We start from the raw sequence: 17,329 nt of genomic DNA, 5'->3' as shown, positions 1-17,329 counted from the left end.
TGGTGAGCTTTTCAGCACAACCCAGGTGGCCCCTCAGGGCCTGGCCTATGTTTGCGCCATACGGCGTTGCTCGATGCTTCATGTAGCCCACCAATATTCGCACTCGTGTGCCCCAAGATGATGTGGGATGCTACAAGTCCGCCGGAACCGGCCCGCCCCACGAAAGAACCGGCGCGGGCGCGTCCGAGAGAGAAACGTTAACAATGCCGCGCAAAGGGCTTCAGTTCGAAGCAAAATCACTGATGCCTCTGCGCTATGCCTGCATCATTTCTGCCGCCTGCTGAGTGGCTTCCGTGGTCCTGGTCGCCAGCTTGCGCACCTCATCGGCCACCACCGCGAAACCTCTGCCCGCCTCCCCGGCTCGGGCCGCCTCGATCGCCGCGTTCAGTGCCAGCAGGTTGGTCTGGCTGGCGATGCTCTGGATGGTGCCAACGATCTGGGTGAGCTTGACGATGTTGGCTTCCAGGGTGCGCTGGTGCGCCGCTTCCGTCTCACGCATGGCGCTCTGCTGATGTTCGAGATCGACGTCCACCAGGGCACCGACCACACGCAGCGGCGCGCCCGAGGCGTCGCGCTTGGTTTGCCCGCGTGCGCGGAACCAGCGGTACTCGCCGCTCTTCATCTTCAGCCGGTATTCGATATCGAAGGGCGTCTTGCCGCTACGGTCGTTCAGGTGGGCCTGGAACGCCTCGAGGCTGTAGGCCTTGTCTTCCGGATGCAGGCGCGATGCCCAGCTGTCCAGCACATCGGGGAATTCCTCGACCGTCTCGAAGCCCAGCAGGCGACGGAACTGCGGCGACCACCAGAAGGGGTTCTTCGGGTTGACCGGGTCACCGGCGATCACCTCCATGTCCCAGAGGCCGTCCGAGAGCATCTCCCGGGCCAGCTCGAAGCGGGTGATGATCACATCGTGCTCCTGCTCGCGCTGCAGTTCATCGTGGATATCGCGCAGCGCGCCGGCGACCCGCAGCGGCACGCCACGGCCGTCGCGCAGGGTTTCGCCCTGGGCGAAGAACCAGCGGTAGGTGCCGTCCTTCATGGCCAGGCGGTTCCTGACCCGGTAGGGAGTCATGCCGGACTTGTCGTTCAGGTGGCGGGCGAAGGCATCCAGCGTGGCTGCCTTGTCTTCGGGGTGCAGGCGGTCGGCCCAGCTGGCCAGCACGTTGGGAAAGTCCCGCTCGTCACGAAAACCCAGCATGGCCCGGAACTGCGGCGACCACCAGAAGCGGTTGCGCGGGTTGACCGGGTCACCGGCGATCACTTCCATGTCCCAGAGGCCTTCACTGGAGGCGCGGTTGACCAGGTCGAAACGCGTTTCCGAAGCCCGTGCGTTGGCGTCGGCTTCGGCCAGCATGAGCCGTGCGGCTTCCAGCTCACGCTCGAGTTCGGCGATGCGCACGTCGCTCTGCACGGCCTTCTGTTCGCGTGAGGTCCATTCACGCTGCACCTCTGCCCAGTTGGCGGCGCCACGGCTGGCCGCGCCCTGGGCGGAGATCGGGAGCGAAGCGCTCAGTTGCTTGAGAGCCTGGAGCTCACTGCGCGGACGAAAGAGATGGAGCATGGTTCGGTACTCAAAGGGGATGCGAGAAATGCCGAATCCATGGCGAACGGGTGTGCTTTTCAGCTGGCTGGCAACGCTGTGCCGGGGATGGATGAGCTGTCAGCGTCGGGTAGGACTGGCGCTGCAGCGGAAAGGTTGCGCCTTTTTTGCCATCATTATGATATCGATCCGTGCGGGCAGTAACTACGGCATCGCTGACCGACGGTGCAGCTCGTCCTTGAGGTGGCGAACCGGCTCAGCGCCCGGAGAGCAGGCGCTGAACCGTGGCCTTCAGCTCCTTCACGGCGAAGGGCTTGAGCAACAGTTCGGTCTGGCCGCTTTTCAGCGCGATCGCCGGGACGGCATTTTCCACGAAGCCGGAAATGAACAGGACCTTGAGCGCCGGGCGTCTGTCGAGCGCGATCACGGCCAGCTCATCACCGCTCATCCCACCGGGCAGGCCGATGTCGGTGATCAGCAGCGCTGCCTCGGATCCGCCTTCCAGTTCCCGGAGTGCCTGTGCGGCGGTGCCGGCCCTGGTGACCCGATAGCCGACCTCTTCCAGCGCTTCGGCAATCAGGTCGCGAATGGCCGACTCGTCGTCGACCACGAGTATGGTGGCGTTATCTGCCTGGAAATCCTGCTCCACGCCGGTGGACAGGCCGGCATCGGGAATGACGGCCTGACTGTGATGCAGCGGCAGGAGCAGGCTCACAGTAGTGCCCTCGCCCATCACCGATTCGATGCGGGCCTCACCCGATGACTGCTGGGCAAAGCCATACACCATGGAAAGACCAAGGCCCGTGCCGGAGCCCAGGGGTTTGGTGGTGAAGAAGGGCTCGAACGCCCGCTCGAGCACGCTTGGTGGCATCCCCATGCCGGTATCCGTCACCCGGAAAAGCGCGTATTGCCCGGCGTTCAGGGTCGCAGTGGCCTGGCCGGCATCGAGGCGGGTCTGGCTGATCTCGATCTGCAGGCGGCCGCCATGGGGCATGGCGTCACGTGCATTGATGCACAGGTTCAGTATCGCGTTTTCCAGCTGGTGGGCATCACAGAAGCACAGCAAGGCATTTTCCGGTGCGAGTATCTGCAGTTCTATCCGCGGGGTGAGGGTCCTGCTGATCAGTTCTCTCATGTCCTGGGCCAGCCCCCCCAGGTCGACCACTGAACTGGCCAGCGGCTGACGCCGTGCGTAGGCCAGCAGGCGGTGGGTCAGCGAGGCCGCACGGCCAGAAGCAGTGCGGGCAAGCCCGACGTAACGCGGCAGATCCTCCTGGTTGCCCTGGACGATACGCTGCTCCAGCATGTCCAGGCTGCCGGTGATCACGGTCAGCAGGTTATTGAAGTCGTGGGCCAGGCCTCCCGTCAGCTGGCCCACGGCTTCCATCTTCTGGCTCTGCTGCAATTGCGAGCTGACATTCTCGAGCGCGTCCTGGCGCTCCTTGTTCAAGGTGATGTCCCGGGCCACCGCGAAGTACAGGCCCTGTCGACGGGCAATCCGCCAGTTCAGGTGCAACGCTTTGCCATCGGCGCGAAAACCCTGGGTATCGAGCTCCGCGATGGCCCCCTTGCCCAGGGTGCGCAGCGCATCGGCCAGTTGCGAGGGGGAGATGAAGCTGAAAAATGCACCGTCCTTGAGTTGCTGGTCGGTATGCCCGGTCTCGGTCTGCCAGGCCGGGTTCATCGCCACCACGTCGCCGCCCTCGGACAGCGTACAGATCAGGTCAGGGGATACGTTCCAGATGCCATCGCGCTCCAGGGTACGACGCTCGACCTCCTGTTCCAGGCGATCGTTGACATCGGAAAGCGCGTTGAGGGTCGTGCGGAACAGGGCGCAGACAACGGCCATGCCGAAGGTGACCAGGGCGAAACTGGCGCTGCTGATCCAGGCGGTCAGGCCATCGTTGAAGCCGATCTCGCCGATGAAGAAATAGTGTGCGGTGAGCACCGCCAGAACGCAGCCCAGGATGGACGGGCCGACACCGAAGCAGAAACCCACCAGCATCAGCCCCGGTATGAAGAACAGGTAGGGCAGTGCCGTGAAGGGAAGCTGCACGCGCACCGCGGCACACAGCGCGATCACCATGACGGTGCCCGCGTAGCGAACCGGCGTGCTTGGCTGGATGCGCGCCAGTCGGCGCACCAGCTCAAGGCTGCGGGAAAGAATACTGATCAAATGTGGCTCCGTTGGGGCCAGGTCGGAGAGCGCGGATGCGAATCGCCGGCAGTGGATACGGCAAAGGGTTGGCACCGCAGCTGGTTATCGGCAGTCGCCCCTGCAGCTTTAAGCGGTTCGCCGCCAGTGCCCATAGTCTCTGACTAACAGCCCGATGACCAAGCACAATTGTGGAGATAGGGGGAGATGGTAAGCTCAAGGCACTCCCTGACACCTTAGCCTGGTGTTTCCAGCCGCTCCATCACCCATAGTAGCCGACATGACCACGTGCAATTCATCGCCCGAAGAAGAACGGGCACGGCTGGTCGATGTAGACCGCCTGACCGCTGACCTGGAAAGCGGCTCGGACCCCGTGCTCAACAGTATCGTGGCGATGGTCTCCAGCTATTTCAAGGTGCCTATCTCGCTGGTCAGCATCATCGAACGCGACTATCAGGTTTTCAAAGCCCGTGTGGGCATGGAGCCCGAACGGACGTCGCGGGAAATGTCCTTCTGCGTGCACGGTCTCGACGAAGGGGCGGTGCTGGAAATATGCGACCCGGTCAGCGACCCGCGTTTCTCGGGCAACCCCCTGGTGACAGGCGCGCCGTTCATCCGCTATTACGCGGGTGCCCCGCTGACCATCCAATCAGGGCGCAACCTGGGCAGGCTCTGCGTGATCGACCATGAAGCCCACGCGCCAATGGACGAGCAAGGCCGGACCCTGCTGCGCAACGCGGCCCAGGTGGTGGTGGCGCGACTGGAATCCATCCATCGCTCGCACTTCATCGACCCGATGACCGGCTTGCCCAACCGGCAGCGCTTCGAGGCGGACATTCTGCAGGGGCTCGAGCAGGACCGGGTCGCCATCCTCGTCGAGCCGCTCTCCGCCACGGGGATGGACAGCCTGGCGAAGTCGCTCGGCAGCGAGTTTTTCACCCACTTCATGCTGGCGGTCAAAGAGCTGCTGCTGGAGTTGCTACCCGCCGGGGCGCGTTTGTACCGTTCCGGTACCCTGGGCTTCGTCGCGCTGCTCAGCGGGCGGGCACAGTCGCTGTCCGGCCTGGTCGACAGCATGGTGCACGCCTTCGAACGGCCGCTGTACTGCGCGGATATTCCGGTTTTCTCCGACCCAGGGATCAGCGTGCTGCAGCTCGAGCGCGAAGCCGGCGCGCCGACGGATATCCTGCGCCTGATGTCCAGCATCACCGATGCGGCACGCCGAAGCGAGCGGCGCTGGCTCGATTACGATCCGGCCATCGATTCGCGCCTGCGGCGCAGCACCGCGCTGCTCAATGACATCGAGGCGGCACTGGCCGCCACCGACCAGTTCAGGCTGGTCTACCAACCTCGCGTCGACCTGGCGGGCAACCGGTGCGTTGCCGTCGAAGCACTGCTGCGGTGGGCGCATCCCACCCTCGGGGAGATCAGCCCCGCTGAATTCATTCCGCTGGCCGAAACCACGGCCTCGATTCGTCATATCACCAGCTGGGTGGTGCGGCGCGTCTGCGAGCAATTGTCGGCCTGGCGCGCTCAGGGTCTGGAAATGACCGTCTCCCTGAACGTCTCGGCACTGGATCTGACCGACGGGCACCTGTTCGATCAGCTGGTCGAGGCCCTGCAAGCGTTCAAGGTGACCCCCCGATTCATCGAGCTCGAATTCACCGAAAGCGTCCTGGTCACCGACTTCCAGGCCGTGCGGATTCAACTGCAACGCTTTCGCGACCTGGGCGTGGCCATCGGCATCGATGACTTTGGCAGTGGCTACAGCAACTGGGCCTACCTGCGCCAGATTCCGGCCACCAGCGTCAAACTCGATCGCTCGCTGCTGGCCGATCTCCAGCCGGGTAACAGCGAGTGGCACATCATCCGCGGCCTGATCAGCCTGGTGCGTGACCTGCGCCTGACCGTGGTGGCGGAAGGGGTCGAAACGGAGCTGCACTACCACCTGCTGCGAGGCTGGGGCTGTCAGCAGGGCCAGGGTTATTACTTCGCCAAGCCGTTATCCCCGGTCGCCCTGCTCGCCTGGTTCGACGCGGGAGGCTGGCTGTCCGGGCAGCCTGGCTGAGGTATTACCTTCCCGACGAGATTGAGAATCCACGTCGCGTCCGATCAATGCAGGCGTGATGTTGATCAAGTTGTGGGCATCCGGGTCGCAGGCGTGCCCCATCTCCCCTATCAACAAGGATGGAAGCTCCAGCTCAACATGATCGACAGCGAAGCCAAGACCGAGTGCAGCCGCTCTGCCATCGAACCAACGCCTGCTCGGGGTGCATTCGCCACATGAATTTCATCGCCAGCGCCTCACCTTTGACGACCTTCGGACGATAATCCGAAAAGAACAATTCTCCGCCCCTCAGCCATTGCACAGAGGTCATCATGTTCGGCTCTTCACATCTTCGCGATGAATTGCAGGCCTACAAAAATCGCTTCGAGAACATCGATCAGAAAATGGCGGCGATACGCAGCAGCATGGCGATGATTGTGTTCACCCCCGCTGGTGAAATCGTGGATGCGAACCAGGCCTTCCTCAACGTGGTGGGTTATCGCCTCGAAGAGGTGGTAGGCCAGCACCATCGGCTGTTCTGTCCCGCAAGCCTGGTCAACAGCCCGGAGTATCGCCAGTTCTGGGGTCGTCTCTCGAAGGGGGAAAGTTTCAGCAACCGCTTCATGCGGCTCACCAAGGAAGGCCGCGAGATCTGGCTCGAGGCGACCTATATGCCCGTCCACGACGGCGCAGGTCAGGTGGTGAGCGTTATCAAGATCGCAGCCGATATCACCCGGCAGATACGGGCCGACAACAAACAGACCAGCATGCTCAGCGCCATCGACCGGTCAATGGCCGTGATCGAATTCAATCTGAACGGTGAGGTGCTCGAAGCGAACGAAAACTTCCTGGCCACCATGGGCTATCGATTGGACGAAATCCGTGGCAAGCACCATCGCCTGTTTTGCGAGCCCGCGGAGGTCAACAGCGATGGCTACCGGCGTTTCTGGCAGCGCTTGAATCAAGGCGACTATATCCACGAAGTTTTCAAGCGGGTTACCAAACACGGCCGTGTTGTATGGCTCAGGGCCACGTATAACCCGCTCTATGATGTTGCCGGCAAACTGTATGGGGTTGTTAAATTTGCCAGCGACATCACCGCACAGGTGGAACGCCGCAACGCCGAATCGGAGGCGGCGCAGCTGGCCTATGAAATAGCCCGGCAAACGGACGAGAGCTCGGTAAAGGGCGCTGCCACGGTGGACGAGACGATGCAGGTGGTTCGCGGGATTTCCGAGGAGCTCGACAAGGTCTCCGAGCAGATCCGCGCGCTCAGTACCCAATCGGAGCGCATCAACAGCATCGTCCAGGTCATCAGAGGCATCGCCGATCAGACCAATTTGCTTGCCCTCAATGCCGCGATCGAGGCTGCAAGAGCGGGCGAACTTGGCCGCGGCTTTGCCGTAGTGGCGGATGAAGTGCGCAACCTGGCCTCTCGAACCAGCCAGGCAACCGTGGAAATCAACGAAGTCGTTCAACTGAACCAGAACCTGACCCAGAGCGCCGTGGCGAGCATGCTGGGCAGCCAGGACAAGGTGAGGAAAGGGGTTGACCTGGCCGGCCAGGCCGGAGAGGTGATGCTGGAAATCCGCGCCGAGGCACGGCGAGTGGTGAACGCAGTCGGCCAGCTCCGGCAGACCGTCCAGGACTAGGCCAGGAACAGAGGCAGCCGTCCCTGGCACTCACCTGGGTGCAGGGTTAACCATTGGCACTGCTGGCCGATCAATGACGGTCGTGAACGGCATCAATCGGCAGCCGAAAGCCGACCTAGGCTCGAGGAGGTGAACCGGCAGGGTTGCCCCCGGGTCAAGGCAGCGACGTTGCCGCTATCAATCTGCGAGGTTTCGCCCGATTGCTTCAGCCAGCGCGTCGTAGACTTGCGAGGCCTCCTCCACCTCGCCAGCGAGAAGGCCGCCGTGAACCAGACCCTCGCCGACGTGCAGCGTGGCTTCGACGCCGGCTTTCTGCAGGGCCTCGGCATAGGCATAGCCTTGATCGCGAAGCGGGTCGTATTCAGCCACGGCGATGAAAGCAGGAGCCAGGCCGGTGAGGTCCGCAGCAGCCAGGGGCATGGCCCTGGCCGCTGCGCGCATGCCCGCAGCCGGTAGATAGGCCGCAATCGAGTCGGTGACCTCGGCTGCGGTGAGCATGGGCGCATCGGCATGTTCGCGCATCGAGGGCTGATCCCCGCTAGCGCTGAGAACGGGATACACGAGCGCTTGAAGCAGCGGCTGAGGCCCGTTCGCGTCGCGCAGGGCGATGCACAGCCCGGCCGCCAAATTGCCTCCGGCACTGTCGCCACCGACCACCAGCTTTTCGCGGCTCAGCCCCGAACCGACACGCCCGGCCCGTAACGCATGCCAAGCCGTCAGGGTGTCGTCGAGGGCGGCGGGAAAGGGATGCTCCGGGGCCAGGCGGTAATCCACCGCCACGATCGCGACCGGCACCCGGCGAGCCATCGCGAAAGCGAACCAGTCATGGCTGTCCAGGCACCCGAACGCCCAACCGCCGCCATGCAGATAGAGCAAGGTCGGCCAGCCACCCTCGGGCGTCGGCGAGGATGGCTTGTAGATACGCAGCAGCAGGTCATCGACACGCCGGTTCTCGATGAGCCAGCCGGCGGGTGCTTGCGGGGTGAAATGCCGACACGCCCGCAGGAAGGCATGACGCCGTGACGGCAAGCTCGCGTCGCTGGCAACGAACTCGGCGCTCTTGCTCACGAACGCGCTCATGGCCTCGCTCAATGGATAGTGCTTCACAGGGGTACCTCCAGGATCGGTTCCGGGCTGATGGATAGGACCGCCATCGCGCGCCGTCCATGCCAAAAACCCGACGAACCCTGTACACCGGCTCGCCGAGTTCGTGCTCGTGGCCCGAGAAGCCGCTGCGTCTTACAACCAACCCTTGATTTGACGAACCACTGCATCGGTCGAAATACCGTAACGGTCGTGCAGGGTCGGCAATGCGCCGGCGTCCAGGAAGGCATCCGGCAGGGCGATCTGCCGGAAGGTCGGCGTCACGCCGTTGCGCAGCAGCACCCCGGCGACCGCCTCGCCCAGCCCACCGATGATCGAGTGGTTCTCGGCCGTGACCACCAGGCGCCCTGGCTTGCGGGCTTCTGCCAGCAGGGTCGCCTCGTCCAGGGGCTTGATGGTCGGCACATGCAGCACGGCGACGTCGACGCCATCGGCCTGCAGTTTTTCCGCCGCTTCCAGCGCCCGCATGGTCATCAGCCCGGTGGCGATGATCAGCACCTCGCGGCCGGTGCGCAGCGTCTTGGCCTTGCCGATCTCGAAGCGATAGTCGTACTGGTCCAGCACCAGCGGCACGTTGCCACGCAGCAGGCGCATGTATACCGGCCCCTGATGCGCGGCGATGGCCGGCACGGCCTGCTCGATCTCGTGGGCATCGCAAGGGTCGATGATCATCAGGTTGGGCATCGCCCGGAAGATCGCCAGGTCGTCGGTGGCCTGGTGGCTGGGCCCGTAGCCGGTGGTCAGCCCCGGCAGGCCGCAGACGATCTTCACGTTGAGGTTCTCTTCGGCGATGGCCATGCAGATGAAGTCGTAGGCGCGCCGTGACGCGAACACGGCGTAGGTGGTGGCGAACGGCGTCAGTCCTTCACGCGCCATGCCTGCCGCTGCGCTCATCAGCAACTGCTCGGCCATGCCCATCTGGTAGAAGCGGTCCGGGTGGGCCTTGGCGAAAATGTGCAGGTCGGTGTACTTGGACAGGTCGGCCGACAAGCCGACGATGTCCTTGCGCTGCTCGGCCAGCGCGGCAAGGGCGTGACCGAAGGGCGCCGCACGCGTGGCCTGCCCTTCGGCGGCGATGGAGGCGATCATCGCCGAGGTGGTCAGGCGCTTCTTGGCGGTGGTGGCGGTATTCATGGCTGGCTCCCGGCGTCGAGCATATTCAGGGCGAGGTCCCATTCGCTTTCATCCACGCGGATGAAGTGAGTCTTCTCGCGGTTTTCGAGGAAGGGCACACCCTTGCCCATGCGCGTGTCGCAGATGATCACGCGCGGTTGCGGGCCGGGGTGCTGGCGGGCGGCATCGAACGCCGCCACCAGCGCGGCGATGTCGTTGCCGTCGACGCGCTGGGTAAACCAGCCGAACGCCTGCCAGCGGTCGACGATGGGCTCGAAGGCCAGCACCTCGCTGGAGTGGCCGTCGGCCTGCTGGTTGTTCACGTCGATCAGCGCGATCAGGTTGTCGAGCTGCCAGTGCGAAGCGGACATCGCCGCCTCCCAGGTCGAGCCCTCGTTGAGTTCGCCGTCGGACAGCAGGTTGTAGACGAAGCGGTCCGAGCCCTTGCGCTTGAGGCCCAGGCAGGCGCCCACCGCGATACCCAGCCCATGGCCCAGCGAGCCACCGGTGATCTCCATGCCCGGCGTGTAAGCGGCCATGCCCGACATGGGCAGGCGGCTGTCGTCGCTGCCGTAGGTTTCCAGCTCGTCTTCGGGGACGATGCCGGCCTCGATCAGCGCCGCATACAGGGCGATGGCGTAGTGACCGATGGACAGGTAGAAGCGGTCACGCCCTTCCCACTCCGGGTTGGCAGGCTGATAAGCCAGGGCATGGAAGTAGGCGACGGCCAGCATGTCGGCAGCGCCCAGCGCCTGGCCGATATAGCCCTGCCCCTGGACCTGCCCCATGCGTAGGGCATGACGACGGATGTTGTGGGCGCGCTTGGCCAGCGACGGTACGCCCGTGGCAGTGGATGCGGAATTCATGGGGTGACTCCTTAGCGATTGACTTGACGGGCGGGGACGCGGAACACCAGGAACGCGCCGAATGCCAGCACGCCGGTGATCAGGTACATGCCCACGGCGCTGCTGCCGAGGGTGGTGGTGACCCAGCCGATCAGGTACGGCGAGCAGAAGCCGGCCAGGTTGGCGAAGCTGTTGATGGCGGCAATGCCGGCGGCCGCGGACACCCCGCCCAGCAGGGTGGTGGGCAGCATCCAGAACAGCGAGGAGGCGGCGAGAATCCCGGAGGCCGCCAGGCACAGACTGAGGATCGACAGGGTCACGTTGCTGCCCAGCGCGGCTGCCAGGCTCAGCCCCAGGGCACCGGCGAGCATGGGCATCGCCAGGTGCCAGCGGCGCTCCTGGTGTTTGTCGCCACTGCGCGCCACCAGCAGCATGGCGAAGATGGCGCACAGGTAAGGCAGGCTGGTGAGCAGGCCGATGTGCAGCGGCTCGGCGACACCGGCATTGCGCACCAGCGTCGGCAGCCAGAAGGTGATCGCGTACTGGCCCATCACCACGCAGAAATAGATGCCGGCCAGCAACCACAGACGGCGGTCGCGGATAAACGCACCAGCCGAGGCGTGCTGAACCTTGTGCTGATTGTCCTCGGCCAGTTCCTGGCGGATCAGCGCCTTCTCTTCAGCGTTGAGCCAGGTGGCCTGGTCCACGCTGTCTTTCAGGTAACTGAGCACCAGGATCCCGACCAGCACGGTGGGAATGGCTTCCAGCACGAACATCCACTGCCAGCCGGCCCAGCCGTGCACGCCGGCGAAACGCTCCATGATCCAGCCGGACAGCGGCCCGCCGATCATGCCCGACAGCGGAATGGCCACGAACCACAGGGCGGTCATCTTGGCGCGTCGGTAGGACGGAAACCAGTAGGTGAGATACAACAGCAGCCCGGGCGCCAGGCCGGCTTCGGCGACGCCGAGCAGAAAACGCAGCACGTAGAACTGCGTGGCCGTCTCCACGAAGGCGAACAGCCCAGAAATGATGCCCCAGGTGATCATGATCCGCGCGATCCAGCGGCGCGCACCCACACGGTGGAGAATCACGTTGCTGGGCACTTCGAACAGGAAGTAACCGATGAAGAACATGCCGGCACCCAGGCCGTAGACGGCCTCGCTCAGCGCCAGGTCATCCATCATCTGCAACTTGGCGAAGCCGACGTTGACGCGATCCAGGTAGGCGCACAGGTAGCACAGCATCAGAAACGGCATCAGCCGCCAGGCGGTCTTGCGGTAGGCATTGCTGCGAGCGGTCGAGGCCGCATCGAGGGCGATGGTGGTCATGGTGATCTGATCTCTTGTTTTTATTCATCTGCCTGGCGGGCGAGCGCCAGGCTGCAGATACAGAACGAACGGCCTATGGCGTCAGTGGATCAGCATCCCACCGTTCACATCCAGGGTGATGCCGGTGAGATAGCTGGACAGGTCGCTGGCCAGGAACAGTGCGGCATTGGCCACGTCCCGCGCTTCGCCCAGGCGCCCCAGGGGAATGCCGTCGATGATCGCGTGGCGGCGTTCGTCGTGCATCAGCCCACCGGTGATGTCGGTCTGGATCAGCCCCGGGGTAAGCGAGTTGACCCGTACGTTGTCGGCGCCGAACTCCCGCGCCATGGCCTTGGCCAGGCCCAGCACGGCGGCCTTGGCGGCGCTGTAATGTGGCCCGCCGAAGATACCGCCGCCACGCTGGGCCGACACCGACGACATGCAGATGATGCTGCCGGCCCGCTGGCTGCGCATCGTCGGCAGCACGGCCTGGGACATCAGCAGGGTGCCACGCAGATTGACGTCGAGAATGCGCTCGTAGTCCTTGCCGGTGATCTCGAGCGTCTTCACCGGCTGGGTGATACCGGCATTGTTGACCAGCACGTCGATACGCCCGTACAGGCCGAGCGTCTGGGCCACCGCATCGCGCACCTGGGCTTCGTCGGCAACGTTGGCGGCCAGGCCGAGGTGGCCCTCGCCAAGCTGTGCAGCGGCTTCGCGGGCGGCAGCGAGATCCAGATCGAGGATGATGACGCGGGCACCCTGCTCGGCGAACGCCTGGGCGGTGGCGCGGCCAATGCCGCGCGGCGAGGCGGCACCGGTGACGATTGCGATTTTGCCTTGAAGTAGCATGGTCTGTGCTCCGACTTTTGTTTTTATGGGTGGCGGCTCATGACGAACCGATGGGCAGAGAGTCGGCTCGATGCGCAGGTGGAGCAACGCAGCTGGCTTCAACCAATGCTGAAAAAAATTCAGCACGCCAGTAACGCACAGGCAAAGCGGCGCAGTAGGATTGCAGTGGATCCCAGGCTTCTTGCCACCAATGCCCCGCTCAATAACCCGGTAACCAGCCGATGTCCCTACCACCGCTGAAAGCCATTCAGTCCTTCGAACAGGTGGCGCGCTTTGGCAACGTCGCCCGGGCAGCCGAACACCTGAACCTCACACCCTCGGCCGTCAGCCACCAGATCGCCAACCTCGAAGCCCTGATCGGCCGCCCGTTGTTCCTGCGCAACGCCCGCGGCGTGACCCTCACCCCGGCGGGCGAGCAATACCTGCGCGACGTGACCGGCGTGTTGCAGAGCCTGGCCCTGGCCACCGAACGGGCGGGCAACGAAATCAGTGCCGACAGCCTGCGCCTGCACTCGGCGCCAAGCTTCGGCCTGCTGTGGTTGCTGCCGCGCCTGGAACGCTTTCGCGAGAGCCACCCGGATATCCAGATCAACCTGTCGTGCTCGTACGAATCGCTGCACTTCGGCCGCAACCAGATCGATCTCGACATCCGCCATGGCTACCCCAACTGGCCCAGCCTTGAAGTGCGCACCATCCGCCACGAGCGCCTGGCCGTCCTGGCATCCCCTGCCCTGCTGGAACGCTGTCCGATCAACGAACCCCAGGACCTGCTCGACCAGAAACTCATCCTCTCCGAAGCCGCCCTGGTGCAATGGCCCCAGTGGTTCGCGCAGCAGGGCGTGTCGCTACCCGAGGCGCCCTTCGCGCTGAGTTTCGACCGCTCCTACATGAGCCTGGAAGCGGCCAGCCACGGCTTTGGCTTTGCGCTGGAAAGCTCCCTGCTGTCCCAGGAGTACATCCGCCAGGGCCGCCTGGTTCCGGTGTTCGACGACACGCGCAGCAGCGCCGTCAGCGCCCACCACCTGGTATTTCCGCGCACGAGTTCCAACCTGCCACGTCTGCGACGTTTTCTTGCCTGGATGCAGGAGCAGCTCGGCCACGAGCTTAACTACGACTGACCGGCTCACCGGATGAAAGGCGGCGGTCAGGTATACCGCGGCAGCTGAATGCCCCCTGCACGGCCCTGCTGCAGAACCCAGTCAGCAGGCCGCTGTGCCGCAGGCCGTTTTCGTTCATAGCGCACGAGCGGGTGAGGGGCGGCCTACGGACTTGTTCTCAAGCAGCCCACTGCCCACTGAGCCATCCATATCACGGATAGGTCTTATAGGTTTCAGCTGCCTGGTTGGATACCTGGCCCACGCCTACGCTGGTGCCTCCATGTACAGGAGGCATCACCATGCAGATCAACAGACGCTTCGCCGCCGCTTTACTGACAGCTGCCCTGCTGCCGTTCCCCTTGGCACATGCCGAGCAAATGCCCGTACCCAGCCACGCCGTGCAGCAGCAGGCTGCGGGCTACAGCGTGCGCATCGGCGATGTGCGGGTGACCGCGCTCAGCGATGGAACGGTTCCCATCGACCTGCACGCGTTGCTCAGAGGGGCAACGCCCGAGGACATCGACAAACTGTTGATGAAGAACTTCCTACGCAACCCGCTGGAAACCTCGATCAATATCTTTCTGGTGAGCCTGCCCGGCCACCAGGTGCTGGTCGATACCGGCGCCGGCCAGCTGTTCGGCCCGGGCACAGGCGGACGCCTGCTGGAAAGCCTGGCCAGCCAGGGCGTGCGGCCGGAAGAGGTGACCGACGTGCTGCTCACCCACGCTCACTCGGATCATTCCGGCGGGCTGGTGAAGGATGGCAAGCGCGTCTTCCCCAACGCCACGGTGCATGTCGGCAAACCCGACGTCGACTTCTTCTTCGATGAACGCAACCAGAAGAAAACAGGCTACGAACAGAAGTACTTCGACATTGCCCGGCTGACCCTGAAGCCCTACCTGGATGCAGGCAAGGTGCGGACCTTCTCGGCAACCCAGCAGGTCCTGCCGGGCATCACCGCCACGCTCCACCCCGGGCATACGCCGGGCTCGGCGTTCTTCACGCTGACCAGCGCTGGCGAGAGCCTGACCTTCGTCGGTGACCTCATTCACGTGGCAGCGGTGCAGTTCCCCATGCCCGGGGTGACCATCACCTTCGACCAGAACCAGGCCAAGGCGGCGGCCGTGCGTAAAGCGCAGTTCGCTTCGTTCGCCCGGCAGCGAGCCCTGATCGCCGCGCCCCACCTGCCGTACCCCGGAATGGGCCACCTGCGCACCAGCGCCTCTGGCGGCTATGATTGGGTGCCCGTTACCTACACCGACCGCGAGGAGCGCTAGGAGATTACCGGCATGAAATTGCCATCCGGCATCGACATGGATTTGCTGCTGACCCTGGACGCCTTGCTGGACGAGCAGAACATCACGCACGCCGCAGCGCGCCTGGGCATCAGCCAGCCGGCGATGTCCGCTCGGCTGGCACGGCTACGCCGGGTGTTCGGCGAGCGCCTGTTCATCGCCGCGCCCACCGGTCGCGGCGTGCTGCCGACGCCCCGCGCGCTGGCGCTGCGGCCAACCCTGCAGCAGGTGCTGAGCGGCATGTCGGCCCTGCTGGAGCCGGCGGTATTCGACCCCGCCACCAGCCAGCGCACCTTCGTGGTGGCCCTGCACGAAAACCCGGCCCTGATGCTCGGCGCCAACCTGTTCAACCGGATACGCGAGCAGGCGCCGCTGGCGCGCCTGCGCTTCGCCCTGCCCGACCCCGACACGCTGTTCCGGCAGATGGAGCACGGCGAGATCGACGTGTTCATTGGTATCGGTGAGTCGGTCAACGAGGGCTGGGTGGGCCGCCAGCTGTTCACCGACCAGTTCGTCACCGCACAGCGCAAAGGCCATCCCCGCGGGCAGCGTGAGCTGGATTTGGCGGCATTCTGCTCTGCGCCGCACCTGCTGGTGTCATCGGCCGGCGACCCTTTTGCCGGCATCGTGGATCGCGTACTGGCCGAGCTCGGCAACAGCCGCCAGGTGGTGATGTCGACTCAGAGCTACGCCATGGCGCCACCGCTGGTGGCCGGCACCGACCTGCTTTGCACCCTGCCCCGCCGTCTGCTGCAGCAGTTCACCACTACCCTGGATCTGTTCGAGCCGCCGATCGAGTTGCCCTCGCTGGCCCTCAGTGCCTATTGGCACCCTCGCAACCATGAGGACGCCGCCAGCATCTGGCTGCGCGAGCAGATCCTCCGGGCCGCCGGCGTGAGGGACCGAAAACAGGGTTGATCGGCTTTCGGGCAGCCCCGCGGTTCGTGGCCGATCCGGCCGAACTCGCCTGTCGCGATGCCGTGCGCCGATGAGCGCGCGCCCCTCTTTGCGCCGATCACGGTGTATACGGCGCCGGGTCCTAGTGCCTGCCCATTCGCGTACCGCAACAGGCTGGAGCTCGCTGAGCCAGCACTCGCCGTGTGGGACCTGACCCGCTCGGCTATAAAGCCACAGGTCCAGGGCTGACCTTACAGGGCCGCAATGGCCTCTATCTCGATCTGCATCCCTTGCAGCGCAAGGCAGGGTACCGGGATAAGGGTGCACGCCGGCTTCATCTGCCCGCCCCAGGCGCGGTCGGCCGCCTCCACCCAGGCCTGCAGCTTCTCTTCGCAGTGATCGACGATCAGCAAGGTCAGCTTGAAAACGTCGTGCAGGCTGGCGCCTCGGTGGGCCAGGGCCGACTGCACATTGGCAAGCGCCTGCCTTGCCTGCTCGGAAAACGATGCCGACAAGCGACCGCTGCGATCCTCGCCGCCCTGGCCGGCCACGAATAACAGCTGGGCGCCGCCGTGCACCTGGGCGAGATGGGAATACCCATTCGCCGTTGGATCGTAAAGCGCGTCGGGATTGAAAAGCTGGAAGGCAGGTTGAGCCGTCATCGCGTTCATGTATCGCTCCTTGGGTTGAGGCGGCTAGTATCCGACCTCAAGTTAAGTTGAGGTCAAGCATGTCCCAACCGAAAGCCAGCAAAGCCCTGCTCACCCCGGCAGAGGTCGCCGAACAGTGCCACATCAAGGTGTCGGCGCTGCATTTCTATGAAGCGAAGGGGCTGATCAGCGCGCACCGCAGCGCCGGCAATCAGCGCCGCTACCAGAAGGACGTATTGCGCCGGATCGCCATCATCAAGATCGCCCAGCAGATCGGCATGTCGCTGACTGAAGTTGGCGAGCGCTTCGCTGCGCTGCCCGCAAGCCGTACGCCGACCGCAGCGGATTGGCGCGCGCTTTCCCAGCACTGGCAGTCCGATCTGGATGATCGCATCGAGTCGCTGCTGGTGCTGAGAAACAAGCTGGACTCCTGCATCGATTGTGGTTGCCTGTCGTTGAAGGACTGCCCGCTACGGGCCTAGCCGATACAGCCGCGCAACCCCAACGCCCTCCATACAACGGCAGCGGCCTGCAATGGAGCAGGCGCCTGACGCCGCTCATCACCGTCGATAGCCCGGCAACAGGCCGATAGCCCTCGCCTCACCCAGGCCGAGCAAGCCCGGCGTGACGGCCGACCATAGACACAACTTGTTACATTAATCATATGTTACATAATAACGTTACGATTAATCTCTGCGCCCCTCCTTTTGGCGCCACTACCGATGAACCAGCCTCCCTATCGCCTCCTGGCCTTTACCGCTCTGGCATCCCT

General features: G+C 64.2%; 13 protein-coding genes and 3 pseudogenes. 7 read left to right on the top strand and 9 right to left on the bottom strand.

Annotated elements, in window-relative coordinates:
* Positions 1-253: 253 nt before the first annotated feature.
* From K8U54_RS25420 to K8U54_RS20030, 3 genes and pseudogenes are all read right to left on the bottom strand, one after another.
* Positions 254-430: pseudogene (locus K8U54_RS25420) on the bottom strand (methyl-accepting chemotaxis protein); the annotation flags it as partial.
* 153 nt (positions 431-583) lie between these two features.
* Positions 584-1,198, bottom strand: a pseudogene (locus K8U54_RS25415) (PAS domain-containing protein); the annotation flags it as partial.
* A gap of 598 nt (positions 1,199-1,796) precedes the next feature.
* On the bottom strand, positions 1,797-3,716 hold the full coding sequence (locus K8U54_RS20030; protein ID WP_249907448.1) for an ATP-binding protein: 1,920 nt from the start codon (positions 3,714-3,716) through the stop codon (positions 1,797-1,799).
* A gap of 259 nt (positions 3,717-3,975) precedes the next feature.
* Here K8U54_RS20030 and K8U54_RS20025 point away from each other — a divergent pair, with 259 nt between their 5' ends.
* The 3 genes and pseudogenes from K8U54_RS20025 to K8U54_RS25405 all read left to right on the top strand — a co-directional run bounded on the left by K8U54_RS20025 (position 3,976) and on the right by K8U54_RS25405 (position 7,394).
* Positions 3,976-5,763 carry a sensor domain-containing phosphodiesterase gene (locus K8U54_RS20025; protein WP_249907447.1) on the top strand — a complete coding sequence of 596 codons (1,788 nt, stop codon included), beginning with the start codon at positions 3,976-3,978 and terminating at the stop codon, positions 5,761-5,763.
* Between the two features lie 311 nt (positions 5,764-6,074).
* Positions 6,075-6,803, top strand: a pseudogene (locus K8U54_RS25410) (PAS domain-containing protein); the annotation flags it as partial.
* A gap of 150 nt (positions 6,804-6,953) precedes the next feature.
* A complete protein-coding gene (locus tag K8U54_RS25405; RefSeq protein ID WP_434060035.1) occupies positions 6,954-7,394 on the top strand; it encodes a methyl-accepting chemotaxis protein in 441 nt (146 codons plus the stop codon).
* Positions 7,395-7,571: 177 nt separating this feature from the next.
* On the opposite strand, the gene K8U54_RS20015 is transcribed toward K8U54_RS25405, so the two are convergent.
* From K8U54_RS20015 to K8U54_RS19995, 5 genes are all read right to left on the bottom strand, one after another.
* A complete protein-coding gene (locus tag K8U54_RS20015; protein ID WP_249907445.1) occupies positions 7,572-8,474 on the bottom strand; it encodes an alpha/beta hydrolase in 903 nt (300 codons plus the stop codon).
* A 159-nt stretch (positions 8,475-8,633) separates the two neighbouring features.
* Positions 8,634-9,632, bottom strand: a complete 999-nt coding sequence (locus K8U54_RS20010; protein WP_249907444.1) for a transketolase family protein — start codon at positions 9,630-9,632, stop codon at positions 8,634-8,636.
* Positions 9,629-10,477: a transketolase gene (locus K8U54_RS20005; RefSeq protein ID WP_249907443.1), complete on the bottom strand. Its 849-nt coding sequence runs from the start codon at positions 10,475-10,477 to the stop codon at positions 9,629-9,631. Before K8U54_RS20005 ends, K8U54_RS20010 begins: the two co-directional genes overlap by 4 nt.
* Before the next feature lie 11 nt (positions 10,478-10,488).
* Positions 10,489-11,787, bottom strand: a complete 1,299-nt coding sequence (locus K8U54_RS20000; protein WP_249907442.1) for an MFS transporter — start codon at positions 11,785-11,787, stop codon at positions 10,489-10,491.
* A gap of 81 nt (positions 11,788-11,868) precedes the next feature.
* Positions 11,869-12,618: an SDR family NAD(P)-dependent oxidoreductase gene (locus tag K8U54_RS19995; RefSeq protein WP_249907441.1), complete on the bottom strand. Its 750-nt coding sequence runs from the start codon at positions 12,616-12,618 to the stop codon at positions 11,869-11,871.
* Positions 12,619-12,839: 221 nt separating this feature from the next.
* Between K8U54_RS19995 and K8U54_RS19990 the strand changes: the two genes are divergently transcribed.
* The 3 genes from K8U54_RS19990 to K8U54_RS19980 all read left to right on the top strand — a co-directional run bounded on the left by K8U54_RS19990 (position 12,840) and on the right by K8U54_RS19980 (position 15,928).
* Positions 12,840-13,736 (top strand): LysR substrate-binding domain-containing protein, encoded by an 897-nt coding sequence (locus K8U54_RS19990; RefSeq protein WP_249907440.1) that lies wholly within the window; start codon positions 12,840-12,842, stop codon positions 13,734-13,736.
* 278 nt (positions 13,737-14,014) lie between these two features.
* On the top strand, positions 14,015-14,992 hold the full coding sequence (locus K8U54_RS19985; protein ID WP_249907439.1) for an MBL fold metallo-hydrolase: 978 nt from the start codon (positions 14,015-14,017) through the stop codon (positions 14,990-14,992).
* Positions 14,993-15,004: 12 nt separating this feature from the next.
* Positions 15,005-15,928: a LysR family transcriptional regulator gene (locus K8U54_RS19980; protein WP_249907438.1), complete on the top strand. Its 924-nt coding sequence runs from the start codon at positions 15,005-15,007 to the stop codon at positions 15,926-15,928.
* Positions 15,929-16,158: 230 nt separating this feature from the next.
* Here the strand turns inward: K8U54_RS19980 and K8U54_RS19975 are convergent, their stop codons facing one another.
* Positions 16,159-16,569: a RidA family protein gene (locus K8U54_RS19975; protein WP_249910483.1), complete on the bottom strand. Its 411-nt coding sequence runs from the start codon at positions 16,567-16,569 to the stop codon at positions 16,159-16,161.
* Positions 16,570-16,637: 68 nt separating this feature from the next.
* Here K8U54_RS19975 and soxR point away from each other — a divergent pair, with 68 nt between their 5' ends.
* Positions 16,638-17,039: a redox-sensitive transcriptional activator SoxR gene (soxR, locus tag K8U54_RS19970; RefSeq protein WP_249907437.1), complete on the top strand. Its 402-nt coding sequence runs from the start codon at positions 16,638-16,640 to the stop codon at positions 17,037-17,039.
* Positions 17,040-17,329 lie beyond the last annotated feature (290 nt).

Source organism: Pseudomonas fulva (assembly GCF_023517795.1).
GTDB lineage: Bacteria > Pseudomonadota > Gammaproteobacteria > Pseudomonadales > Pseudomonadaceae > Aquipseudomonas > Aquipseudomonas fulva_D.
Note: the sequence above shows the minus strand (reverse complement) of the source record. Positions and strands in the feature narration are given on the sequence as shown.